Source organism: Archangium violaceum (assembly GCF_016887565.1).
In the GTDB taxonomy this organism is placed as follows: Bacteria; Myxococcota; Myxococcia; order Myxococcales; family Myxococcaceae; genus Archangium; species Archangium violaceum_B.
The window spans coordinates 10,894,590-10,906,532 of the sequence record NZ_CP069396.1; the positions used below are offsets into that span (position 1 = coordinate 10,894,590).

Genomic DNA, 11,943 nt, shown 5'->3' on the forward strand with positions numbered 1-11,943 from the left:
GAGGCCGGCCTGACTGGAGCCGAGAACTCGGGAGAAGGCCGGGTCTGACTCACCGCCCCCCACGACACGAAGCAGGCACCAGCGACTGCCAGCACCCCGAACACGCGACGGAACACAAGACACTCCTCTTCAGGCCAAGAGACGTGCGCGACGTACCACCAGGGCCAGGGCCATCAGCGCGAGCGCACCCGCCCCACACCCATCCGTTCCCGTGCTGCCACAGCCCCAACCCAGCGGGGATTGAAGCGGCGAGTCCGGATCGGAGTCGGGTGGCGACGTCAGGACGACCTCCGGCGAGCTCTTCTCCGCGCTGCAACCCGCGCCATTGGTCGCGCGCACCGTGACGAAGTAGGGCGTCCCCACCTGGGGCAGGAACTCACTGGCGGTCGCGGTCGTGCCCTCCACGGGCTGGAAGTCGCGCACCACGCCGCCCGCCGTGCGGATGGCCCACTCGTAACGGGCGATGAGGGTCTCCGGGTCCGAGAAGCCATTCCACGTCGCGGTGATGCGACCGCGCGAAGTGACCCCGGCCTCCACGGAGCCCATCACCGGCTCGGTGGTGTCCAACGCCACGCGGAGGACGAACGCGTCCTCCCCTCCGCGGGGTGAGCGCTCGTAACCGACGTTCGTGGAGAAGAAGCTCGTGGACGCGGAGGAGAACCCTCCGAGGGTGAGCCGCCCCTGCGCGTCGATGGCCAGCCCCGTGACCCATTCGGGACTGGAAGCATTCCCTCCCACATAGGAAGACCAGCGGGTGTTCAGCGCTCCATCCAGCATCATCACGAAGCCGTCGGTGGAGGGCTCGAAGGCATTGTCGAAGCCGTTGAGGGCGAGCCCCGCCGAGCTCACCAGCCCACCGATGAAGAGGTTGTCTCGCGTGTCGAGCGTGGCGTGGCCCACCCCATCGTCACCCCGTCCGATGAATCGCCGCTTCACGCCGACGTCCCTGCCCTCCGCGTCCAGCCGGAACACGAAGAGGTCACTGTCCTCCTCCGTGGTGGGCGTGATGAACCCGGTGGACGTCGTAGAGCCCACGGTGACGAGCCCTCCATCGGACCGCACCAGGATGTCGTGAACCTCGGTCGACCCGTTGCCGTACCCCAGGTTGGTGAGCCACACGACCGAGGAGTCGGTGGAGCTCAGCTTCGCGACGAAGCCGTCGTCATCCCCCCTGTGGAACTTCTCCCGGACCACCGTATCGGACACGTCCAGCATGATGGAGCCCGCGATACCTCCCACGAGGACCGCATCCGCCGTGGCCACCACCGTATAGGCCTCGTCATCCGCATCGAAACCGAAGAAATCGTCCTTCGAGCCCAGGAGCCGGGTCCACACGGGCCTCGGCGAGGTGGGATTGGAGACATCCACCTGGATGACGAACGAATCGAAGCCGTCTCCGCGCACGCCGTATCGCGTCCCCAGGCCCGTCAGGTCCGACGTGGTGCGCCCGATGACGTACACCTTGTTGTCCGGGCTCACGGCGAGCCCGAATCCCTCGTCCTCCCCGCTGCCCCCCAGGAACATGAACCAGTTCAGCTCGCCGGTCGCGGACAGCTGCGCGAGGAAGGCATCCTTGCCACCCGCCTCCCCCTGGTGCGTCAGCACGGTCTTCGCGGCACCCGAGGCGATCAGGAGCTCGGACGACTGGGTCGTCCCCACGACATACACCTCGCCGGAGTTGCCGAGCGCCACCCGCATCCCCGCCTCGTCCTTGACGCCGCCGAACACCCGTACCCAATCCAGGCGCGTGCCATCCGCGCTGAATCTGGCGACGAAGGCATCCTGGGCCGAGCTGGTCGCGGGCAGCTCCGTGCCGGAGGGAAAGCCGACGGAGTTCGTCTGGCCCGTCACGAAGACCTCGCCCTTGTCGTTCACCGCGAGGCCTTGCAGCTTGTCGGTGGTGCGGGTCGTGCTGGTGCCGCCACCAGGCAGGGTTCCGCCGCCCAGGTACGTGTTCCAGGTGACGACGGGCTTCCAGGACGGGCACTGCCCGAGAGCCGGGGCCGGCAGCGCGACGAGCGCGAGCGCAACGAGGGCGGCGGCCACGAGGGCGCCACGAGACATGAGAGCGGACACGACGGTTCTCCCCTTCACGGGCGAGCGGATCAGAACAGGTTGAAGCCCACGCCGGCCGAGGCCACCAGCACGACCCCTCGATAGAGCGACGCGTCGCTTACCTTGAAGCCCTCCACTCCCACGTCGGCCATCAAGGTGAACAGGGGCACGGGCGTCAGCCGCACGCCCACCACGCCTCCGCCTCCGACGCCCACGCCCATGACTCCCGTCCCCCGCAGGGCCAGGCGCGGCTGGAGCATGCCCTTTCCGAAGAGGACACCCAGCTCCAAACCCACGCCCCAGTGGTTCTCGGGACCGGGCAGCAGCCGCACACCGGCCTCCAGGGCCCCGTAGCCCGCGGTGGCTCCCACGGCGAAACCTCGGGACCCCTGGCCCAGCATGTCGACATAGCCGGTGACCTCCGGACGCAACCGGAACGACGCGGTGGCCTCCGGCTCCGCGGGCGTCCGCACGTCCGCCTCCGGCCTGGAGCGCCGCGCCTCGGCATCACGTCGGCGCTGCTCGGCCTCCTCGGCGAGCCGCTTCTCCTCGGCCTCCTTGGCCTCGGCCTGGGCCAGCTGCTCGGCCTCCACCGTCTTCCGTGCCTGCGCCGCCAGCTTCACGAAAGCCGGCGGGAAGCGGTTCGGATCCACCCGCTGCTCGGGATGGAGCCGCGCGAGCTCCTCGAGCTGCGAGGTGGCATCCACCTGCATCCCGAGTGAATACATCGAGGCGGCGAGATAGATGCGCGCCCGCGCCCGCTCCTTCTCGGTACGGCGGGGGTTCGCCATCTCCTCGCGGAACACGGGAAGCGCCTTCTCGAACTCACCCCGTGCGTAGAGATCGAGCCCCCGGATGTCCGCCCATGCGGCCATCGGAACGAGCAGGAGCAGAAGGAAGAAAGAACGCAAGGACATGGACAAGGCGGTTCCTGGTGAGGAAGAGCGGCTCAGCCTTCGGACGGACGACAGCGGGCCACGTACTTGTTCTTCCCCGGATTGATGGAGACTTCCGCCCGTGGGTTTTCGATCGCGGGGCTCTCACGTAGCTCGAGCTTGTGAGCGCCGACGGACAGAATGATGGGGGTCGACCTGGGCACTTCCCCCTTGAACTCGCCGTTCACGTACACCTTGGCCCAGCATTCCGACACGATCTGAAGGCTCCCGGTCTTCGCCATGACGGCAGAACGTCGCGTCCCGTCGGAAGTCGCATTCTTTTCTTCCGATTCTTCCGGAACCGTCTTTTGCGGCGTCGGCGCCTCGACCTGAGCCGGGGGCTCGGGCTGCTTCTGGGGGGCAGGCGGATTCGCAATGGCCTGGGGTGGGGCGATGACCGGCGCGGGAGTCACGGTCGGAACGGTCGGGCCACCGTCGCGCTGGTACACCACTCCCACTCCCGCGCCGATGAGAACCGCCGCCACGCCCAGGCCCGCCACCACCTTCGTGCCCAACGAGCGCCGCGGGAGCGCGAGCTCATGGGTATCGGGAGCCTGCACCTCGGGACGCGTCTCCCTGACGATCGTCTCGGTGGTGGGAGGAGGAGGACGGGGAACCGGGCGCGCGGCCTGGGGACGAGGCGCCGGGCGCGCGGCCTGGGGGCGAGCGCTGATCCGGGCCGCCACCTCGGGTGAGGGGGCCGCGAGCGCCGGACGCCCATCATTCACCCCGGTGCGAGCAGCGGCGGCCGTCTCCGGAGCGGACGCCGCGGCCGCCGGGCGTGCGCCTGCCCCAGCCCGCTGGGGAGCGGCGCCGGCGGCCTGCTGCCGGACCTGGGGACGCGCGGTGGGGTTGGGCTGGGGAGCGGGCGCGGACTCCGGCACGGCCCGGGCGAACCCGGACAGCTGGGTCATGTCCACGGCCAGCATCTTGGCGATGCCCTTCAGCTCGCGAGCCACCGCATCGGCCGAGACGGGCCGCTGGTCGGCATCCTTCGCCAGCATCCGGAGGATGAGGGCATCGAGCTCCGCCGGCAGCCCGTCCACGAGGGACGACGGCGCGGGCGGCTGCGCCTGCACCTGCATGATGGCCACCTGCATGGGCGAGTCCCCCCGGAAGGGCAGCCGCCCGGTGAGCATCTCGAACATGATGATGCCCACCGCGTACAGGTCGGTGCGCGGGCTCACCGGCTGGCCACAGGCCTGCTCCGGCGCCATGTACTCGGGGGTGCCGACGATCATGCTCGCGCGCGTCTGCGGCGTGGCGCTGTTGGGCGCCGCCCCCTGCTTGGCGAGCCCGAAGTCGAGCACCTTCACGTACTCGGAGCCGTTCGACTCCAGCACGACGAAGATGTTGCCCGGCTTGAGGTCGCGGTGGATGACGCCCTCGGCGTGCGCGGCCGCCAGCGCGCCCAGCACCTCCAGCATCAGCCGGATGACCTCGGCGGGCGGCATCGGCGCCCGATCCAGGATGACCTCGTCGAGCGGCCGGCCGTTGAGGTACTCCATCACCAGGTACTGGCCGATGCCCGGCAGGGTTCCGAAGCCGAAGATGTCGATGATGCCGCGGTGGCGGATGGCGCCCGCCGCGCGGGCCTCGCCCACCAGCTCTCGCGAGCGCACGCCCTCCGAGGAGTCCGGGCGGATGATCTTGATGGCGACCTTGCGGCCGATGACCGGGTGCTCGCCCTCGTAGACGACGCCCATGCCGCCGCTGCCGATGCGCCGGCGCACCACGTACTCACCGATGCGCTGCCCCACCAGCACGTCCTTGCGAACGGTGGACTCCCACGCCATCTCCTCCATCTCCGAGCCCGCTCCAGGCGCCGTCCGCGCCACGGGTTCCGCCGGAGATGGGTCGTGCACCACCGTCTTCTCTTCCACGAGGGACTCCAGGTCGGCGGGCGTTCCGTCCCGGGGGCACTCCTTGGCTCCCTCCGGTACAGTCCCCCCGCAAACGCGACAACGCCGCTGAACAGCCATCCGGTTTCCCATTTTATGCGACTGTCATCAACTGGTCATCAGCCCCTCGGGGAGGGATAGGACGAGGGGGGCGAGGACAGGAATTTGCATGGGAGGCGGCCGCACGGATACGTTGGCCCTTCTGCCCGGCGCCCCCCTCGACGACCCTGCCGGCAACCCCTGGCCGCACCCATGAGCACGAGCCGAGAAGCCAGCACGCAGGGGGGAGTACCGTCCGATTGGGCGTGGGAGTTGAAACAACGGGGGGAGCTGACCACCCCCCGGGACACCGCGCGAGGGCTGTTCTTCACCAGCATGTTGGAATCGGTGCGGACCCTGGGGAACGAGGCCGCGCTGGCACGCTGCCAGGGGGTGCTCGAGGGGCAGCAGCTCGTGCCCTTCTTCAACTACCCCATCCCCCTGCTGCTGCGGCTGACCGCGACGGCGGCGGAGGAGCTGAGCGGCCGGTACGGAGGCCCCGAGGAGGCGATACGGGCCATGGGACGCCAGGCAACCCGGGACTTCCTGTCCTCCGCGATGGGCAACGTGGTGAGCCTGCTGGCCGGCAGGGGCATCAAGCAGATGCTCGGCAGCATGCAGACCGTCTACCGGATGACGTCCAGCTACGGGGAGCGCCGGGTGGAGTGGTTGGGGCCCACCCGTGGCCGCATCGTCATGCGCCGCTGCTTCATGCCCCTCGCGTACCACGAGGGCGTGCTACTGGAGAGCATGGAGTACCTCGGCGGCAGGGCCGTGTGGGTGCGCGGCCAGAGGGTGGCTCCGCTCGACAGCACCTTCGACTTCTCCTGGGAGTGAGCACGATGAAGGCAGTGGTCCAACGGGTCCTCGAGGCCTCCGTCACCGTCAACGGCGAGCGCGTCAGCCAGGTGGGGCCGGGCCTGCTGGTGCTGCTCGGCGTGGGCAAGGGCGACAGCGAGGCGGACGTGGCGTGGATGGCGGAGAAGCTCGCCACCCTGCGCATCTTCGAGGACGCCGCGGGCAAGATGAACCTCTCCCTGGAGGACACCTCCCGGCAGCTCATCGTGGTGAGCCAGTTCACCCTCTATGGAGACGCGCGCAGGGGCCGGCGCCCCAGCTTCACCGACGCCATGGAGCCGGCCGGAGCCAAGGCCCTCTACGAGCGCGTCTGCGACACCCTGCGCGCCCGCGGCCTCACCGTGGGCACCGGCATCTTCGCCGCCGACATGAAGGTGGCGCTCGTCAACGACGGCCCCGTCACCCTCCTCCTGGAGAGCCCGGGGGCGGCCGCACCGCCTACGGCTGGACGCTGACGGGCCGGGTCACCAGCGTCACCAGGCCGGCCTGCTCCCGGGCCGCCTCGCGCAGGTGCGACGTCAGCACACCGAGCTCCTGAATCCACGAGGCCGAGCGCTGACCCAACCCGGAGAAGGTCACCGTGTGCGACGGCGGCTGGGGCGCCTGGCCCAGCCAGTACGCCAGCACCGCGTGCGTCTCCGGCGACTCCACCGGCGCGAGCCGCTCCCGCTCGCGCTCCAGCAGCCGCTCCAGCTTGGACGCCAGGTCGGCGTGCCACTGCTCCACCACCCGCGCCGACCGCCACGCCCAGTCCGCGAAGGCGTAATGATCGCGCGACATGTACTCGCCCCGCCCCTGGGTGGAGAAGATCCGGTCCGGAGGGAAGTCGGGGAAGGGCTCCCAGTGCCCGCCGATCAACGAGGCCAGCCCCAGGCCCGCCACGGGATGCAGGCGGAAGCCCTCGCGCCGCCCGTACGAGGCCCGCGCGTCCCAATACGGGTAGGTGGGGTCCTCCACCATCAGCGCCAGGTGCAGCGCCTCGTCCCAGTTGCCCGCGTAGCCCACCCGCTGCCCCACCACCTCCCACCCGCCCGTCGAGCACGGACCCCACTGCAGGAAGGTGAGCCGATCCACCAGCTCGACCCAGGGCGCCTGCTCCACGCCGCCCAGACCCCCGCCGATGTGCGAGGTGATCAGCCGCGCGCACAGCTGGAGGGCGCGCTCGTCCACCAGCTGCTCGTGGAGCGCCTGGAGCGCCCTCGCCGAGTCGCTCATGGCGAGCGACAGGAAGGGCAGTACCTGTTCATGGAAGAAACGGTCGTTGACCGGCCGAAGGACCAGTTCCATCCGACCCACCCTATCACGACCCGTCAGGGCCGGGCGTCTTCCTGCACGATGAGGGCGTGGATGTCCGCGGCCGTGGGCGCCTCGAGGATGGCGGCACGGAAACGCGGGTTCTTGAACAGACGCGAGATGCGTGCCAGGGCCTTGAGGTGCACGCCCGCGCTGTTCTCCGGGGCCACCAGGGAGAAGAAGAGGTGGGTGGGCTTGCCGTCGATGGCCTCGAAGTCCACGCCCTGGCGCGACACGCCGAAGGCGGCCACCAGCTGCGACAGCCCGGGCAGCTTCCCGTGGGGAATGGCCACGCCCTCGCCGATGCCGGTGGAGCCCAGCTTCTCGCGCTCGCGCAGCACCTCCACCAGGCGCTCTTCCTTCAAATGAGGATGGGCCCGGGCCAGCGCGGCACTCAGCTCGCGCAACACCTCCTGCTTGTCTCGAGCGTGGAGGTCCGCGATGACGGCTTCTGGGCTGAGGAACTCGGAGATTCGCAAGCTGGCGCTCCCTGCGGTGGCGCTCCCTGGCGGGCAATTACTCCTGGCCCTTGTTTCGCGCAAGGGTCGCCTGCCCTCCCTGTCCTTCTCCAGGCGTCTTGCCTCCTCGCTGGCCAGAAGATGGAGGGGTCTGGAGGGCTCGTCTAGGCTCCACCCCAACGTGCCCCCCCGGTCCCTTCGCGCACTCACCGTCCTGATCGTCCTTTGCTCCGGGGCATGTGCCACCGCCCCCGGCGGACCCCAGGCCTCCCGCGACACTCCGGAGACGCCCGCCCCCGCCCAGGTCGAGGCCGACCCCTCTCCCACCCCCCCGGCCTCCGGGGACCCCGTCCTGGAGGCCCGGGTGGAGGACCTCCTGGCCCGCCTGTCCCTCGAGGACAAGGTGGGGCAGTTGATGATGGTGGGCTTCGCCGGCACAGAGGTGGACGAGTCCGTGGAGGCGCTGGTGCGGGGCCGCCGGGTGGGCGGGGTGTGCCTCTTCAAGCGCAACATCGTCACCGGCGAGCAGGTGGCCCGCCTCAACGACGGCCTGCGCCGGCTGCTGGCGGACGCCATCCCCCCCTTCCTGGCGTTGGATCAGGAGGGGGGCAACGTGGTGCGGGTGAACGACGACGTGGTGGTGCTGCCGGGCAACATGGCACTGGGGGCCACGCGCTCGCCCGAGCTGGCGTACGCCGCGGGCCACGCCCAGGGGGAGGACCTGGCGCGGCTGGGCTTCAACATGAACCTGGCGCCGGTGCTGGACGTCAACCTCAACCCGCGCAACCCCGTCATCGGCATCCGCTCCTACGGGGACTCGGTGCCGCTCGTGTCCGAGCTGGGGCGGGCCTTCGTGCGCGGCCAGCAGGACGCGGGGCTCGTCACGGTGGCCAAGCACTTCCCCGGCCACGGGGCCACGGACGCCGACAGCCACACGGCCCTGCCCGTCATGCGCGAGTCCCGCGAGGAGGTGCTCGCCCAGATGGAGCCCTTCCATGCCGTCATGCGCGACGGGCTGGACGGGCTGATGACGGCGCACGTGGCGGTGCCCGGCCTCACCGGGGACGACGTGCCGGCCACCCTCCACCCCCAGGTGCTGGGCGGGCTGCTGCGCCAGCGGCTCGGCTTCCAGGGGCTGGTACTCACCGATGAGTTGGAAATGGACGCCATCGCCCAGCGCTATGGCGTGGGCCGGGCCGCGGTGATGGCGGTGAACGCCGGGGCGGACATGGTGCTCATCCCCTGGCGGCCGGAGAAGAAGACGGAGGTGTACGAGGCCCTGCTGGCCGCCGCCCACGACGGAGCCATTGCCCGGGAGCGGCTGGACGAGGCGGTGCGCCACATCCTCACCGCCAAGGTGCGCCGCGGCCTCTTCGAGCCCCCGCTGCTGCTGGAGGAGCGCCTGGCCACCCCGCCCTCTCCGGAGCACGCCGAGGTGGCCCACCGCATCGCCCGCGCCGCCGTCACCCTGCTGCGCACGGACGGCAAGCACTTCCCCCTGGCGACGGACGCGCGCCTGGCCGTCATCACGGCCGAGGACTCACTGGGCGAGGCCATCCGTGCCCGGGCGCCCCACGCCCAGGTGCTCAACGTGCCCGCCTACCCTTCCAAGGCACGCCGCTCCGTCCTGCGGCAGCAGGCGCGCCGGCTGGCGCTCTCCGCGGACGTGGTGGTGGTGGGCGTCATCAACTCGCGCCAGCTCGAGCTCGTCACCATGGCCGCCGCCACCGGCCGCCCGGTGCTCGTGGTGTCCATGGGCCTGCCCTACCTCGCCGAGCTCGCCGACGAGGCACGGGCCGTGCTGGCCATCTACTCCTACCAGCCCGTGGCCACCGAGGCCGCCGCCGCCGCCCTCTTCGGGGAGATCGGCACACCGGGCCGGCTCCCCGTGGGGCTGAGCCGGCTCGCCTTCGGTCACGGACTGGACGCTCCGCGCGGGGGCGGAAGCGGGGCGCTGCGCACGGAGCGCAGCGCCCGCTGACTCAGCCTCCGGTGGGCGGAGCGTGCGCGGCGATGAGGCCGTACTGCCCATCCTCCTTGCGCCGGTACACCACGCAGACCTCGTGCGTGGTGGCGTGCTGGAAGACGTAGAAGTCCTGGTTCATCAGGTTCATCTGCATCACCGCCTCATCCACCGGCATGGGCTTCACGGTGATTTCGGAGGTGCGCACGATGCGCGTGGTGGACGGGGCCGCCGGAGCGCCCTGCGCGGACGGGGCCGCGGGCGCCTGGGCGGGGGCCTCGGCGGAGGACTCCTCCTGGAGGAACTCCTCGGGCAGCTCGAAGACCTTGTGGCGCACCTTCAGGTGGTTCATCAGCTCCTGGCGGTGGTGGACCCGCTCGCGCCCGTGGTGGTTCTTGATCTTCTCCTTGTACTTGCGGAGCTGGGCTTCGATCTTGTCCATCGCCATGTCGATGGACGCGTACATGTCCTCGCTCTTGTCCCTGCCGCGCAGCACCCACGAACCGGAGTGGATGGTGATCTCCGCGTGATGCAGGTGCCGCTCGAGCGACAGCACCACATGGGCCTCACCGGCTCGGTCCAGGTACTTGTTCACCCGCTCGACCTTCTCCTTCGCGTACTCCTTGAGGGAATCGGACGAGCCGAACTGGCGGAAGGTGATGTTGAGCTGCATGCGTGACTGCCTCCCATTTGGGCTGGGGTGTGACGACCGGAGCTCCGTTACAGATCAGAAACGCTCTGAAGGGCCGAAAGCAACCCACCCACTCAAAAGGATGGCTGTTCGCACTCCACTCAACAGGCAGTGCCGTCTTGACTTTCCAGCTCGGCTGGATTGCTGCGACGCACAGTGCGAGCGGAGGAGCGACCGGGAATGGAATCGCGAGCCGCGCTGTAGAACCTCATTACAGCGGTAGCTCGATGACGAAGGCGGCGCCCCCCCCGCTCGGTCCCTGCTCCACGTGCACGCGGCCGCGGTGTCCCTCGACGATCTGCCGCACGATGAAGAGCCCCAGGCCGAGGCCTCCCGCGCGCGCCGGACCGTTCACCTGCTCGTAGCGAGCGAAGACGCGCTCGCGATCTGCCTCGGGAATGCCCGGGCCCTCGTCACTCACCACCAGCCGGGCGCCCGTGGGGGTCCGCTCCAGCCGGACCTCCACCGGACTGCCCCCGCCGTAGCGCAGCGAATTGGATAGCAGGTTGAGCAGCACCTGCTCGATTCGCAGCCGGTCGAAGCTCCCCACCAGCGGCGCCTCCACATGAGCGGTGAGGCGCACGCCGGCCTGACGCGCCTCGTCCGCGGTGCGCGTCACCAGCTCGGACACCACCGTCGACAGGTCCTCGGTGGCGAAGTCGAAGTCCAGCTTGCCGTGCCGGACGCGGCTGACGTCCAGCAGGTTGTCCACCAACACACGCATGCGCCGCTGCGCCCGCTCGGTGGCCTCCAGCCGCGCCTGCACCTTGGGAGAGGACAGGGGCATGGAGGCATCCGCCGCCTCCAGCCGCCGCAACATCTGCATCTGGAGCAACAGGCTGGCCAGCGGCGTCTTGAGCTCGTGACTGGCGAGCGACAGGAAGTCGTCGCGCACGCGCACCGCCTCCTGCAACGCCAGCTCCGCCTCCTTCAACTGGGTGATGTCGAGGATGGCGCCGCGCACCACCAGGGGACGTCCCTCGGCATCGCGCATCACGCGCGCGCGGCTGGTCAACCAGTGCCACCGACCATCCAGCCACCGGACGCGGAAGGTGGAGGTGTAGGCCAGCACCCGGGTGGAGAAGAGGGCCGTCACCTGCGCCTCCACGTCCGGGAGATCCTCCGGATGCACCGAGGCCAGGAACTTCTCGTGGGTCCACTCCGGAAGGGGCTCGGGGTAGCCGTAGAGCCGGTCATGCCCCTCGGAGCGGAACACCTGTCCGGTGGCCAGGTTCGTCTCCCAGACGGCCATCTGCGCGGAGTCGAGCGCCACCTGGAAGCGCTCGCCCAGCAGGCGGAAACGCTTCTCGGTCTCCTCCACCAGCGCCTGGGCCTCCTCGCGCTGGGTGATGTCGGTGGCGAGCACCCACAGCTCGTCGCGCACGGGGGAGGCCGACACCTCCACCCAGGCCCGCGACGGCAGCGCGGCCAGGAAACGCGTGGGCTGGCGCGAGTCGAGCACCACCAGCAACCGCTCGTGCAGCGTGCGGCCCATCAACGCGGGCACCGCCATCCACGGCTCCCGGCCCCGCAGCCGCTCGAGCTCCACGCCCAGCAGCGCCGCCGCCCGCGCATTGCACTCCAGCACCCGCCCGCGCGCATCCAGTGAGAGGAAGGCCTCGGACATGTGCGCGAGGAGCAGCCGCAGCCGCTCGTCGGCGGGAAATGCCGTGCTCACTCCCCCAAGGTCGCTGGCGGGGGCCGCTCCGTCAAGGACGGCACGGCCCCCACCCATGGAGGATGAACAGGC

The 11,943-nt window shown here is 70.2% G+C and carries 10 protein-coding genes; 3 read left to right on the forward strand and 7 right to left on the reverse strand.

The genetic code is table 11. The annotated features are described in order from the left end of the window. Positions 1 to 129 precede the first annotated feature (129 nt). From JRI60_RS43335 to JRI60_RS43345, 3 genes are read right to left on the reverse strand one after another with little or no spacing between them, the layout of a single operon-like run. Complete coding sequence (locus JRI60_RS43335) at positions 130 to 2,076, reverse strand: fibronectin type III domain-containing protein (protein WP_204221925.1); 1,947 nt, start codon at positions 2,074 to 2,076, stop codon at positions 130 to 132. A gap of 29 nt (positions 2,077 to 2,105) precedes the next feature. After that, a complete protein-coding gene (locus tag JRI60_RS43340; protein WP_204221926.1) occupies positions 2,106 to 2,972 on the reverse strand; it encodes a hypothetical protein in 867 nt (288 codons plus the stop codon). A 32-nt stretch (positions 2,973 to 3,004) separates the two neighbouring features. Continuing rightward, positions 3,005 to 4,873 (reverse strand): serine/threonine-protein kinase, encoded by a 1,869-nt coding sequence (locus tag JRI60_RS43345; protein WP_204221927.1) that lies wholly within the window; start codon positions 4,871 to 4,873, stop codon positions 3,005 to 3,007. Positions 4,874 to 5,143: 270 nt separating this feature from the next. On the opposite strand from JRI60_RS43345, the gene JRI60_RS43350 reads away from it, so the two are divergent. Further along, positions 5,144 to 5,767 (forward strand): DUF2378 family protein, encoded by a 624-nt coding sequence (locus JRI60_RS43350; RefSeq protein WP_204221928.1) that lies wholly within the window; start codon positions 5,144 to 5,146, stop codon positions 5,765 to 5,767. 5 nt (positions 5,768 to 5,772) lie between these two features. After that, a complete protein-coding gene (dtd, locus tag JRI60_RS43355; protein ID WP_204221929.1) occupies positions 5,773 to 6,243 on the forward strand; it encodes a D-aminoacyl-tRNA deacylase in 471 nt (156 codons plus the stop codon). Here the strand turns inward: dtd and JRI60_RS43360 are convergent. Both JRI60_RS43360 and JRI60_RS43365 read right to left on the reverse strand, forming a co-directional pair. After that, positions 6,227 to 7,075, reverse strand: coding sequence for a hypothetical protein (locus JRI60_RS43360; RefSeq protein ID WP_204221930.1), 849 nt, complete (start codon positions 7,073 to 7,075; stop codon positions 6,227 to 6,229). The two genes, dtd and JRI60_RS43360, sit on opposite strands and share 17 nt — an antisense overlap. Positions 7,076 to 7,098: 23 nt before the next feature. Next, complete coding sequence (locus JRI60_RS43365; RefSeq protein ID WP_204221931.1) at positions 7,099 to 7,560, reverse strand: PTS sugar transporter subunit IIA; 462 nt, start codon at positions 7,558 to 7,560, stop codon at positions 7,099 to 7,101. A gap of 160 nt (positions 7,561 to 7,720) precedes the next feature. On the opposite strand from JRI60_RS43365, the gene JRI60_RS43370 reads away from it, so the two are divergent. Beyond that, positions 7,721 to 9,520: a glycoside hydrolase family 3 protein gene (locus tag JRI60_RS43370; RefSeq protein WP_239470067.1), complete on the forward strand. Its 1,800-nt coding sequence runs from the start codon at positions 7,721 to 7,723 to the stop codon at positions 9,518 to 9,520. 1 nt (position 9,521) lies between these two features. Here JRI60_RS43370 and hpf read toward each other — a convergent pair whose 3' ends face one another. Further along, positions 9,522 to 10,175, reverse strand: a complete 654-nt coding sequence (gene hpf, locus JRI60_RS43375; protein WP_204221932.1) for a ribosome hibernation-promoting factor, HPF/YfiA family — start codon at positions 10,173 to 10,175, stop codon at positions 9,522 to 9,524. Positions 10,176 to 10,404: 229 nt separating this feature from the next. Then, positions 10,405 to 11,871 carry a sensor histidine kinase gene (locus JRI60_RS43380; protein WP_239470068.1) on the reverse strand — a complete coding sequence of 489 codons (1,467 nt, stop codon included), beginning with the start codon at positions 11,869 to 11,871 and terminating at the stop codon, positions 10,405 to 10,407. Positions 11,872 to 11,943: the final 72 nt, after the last annotated feature.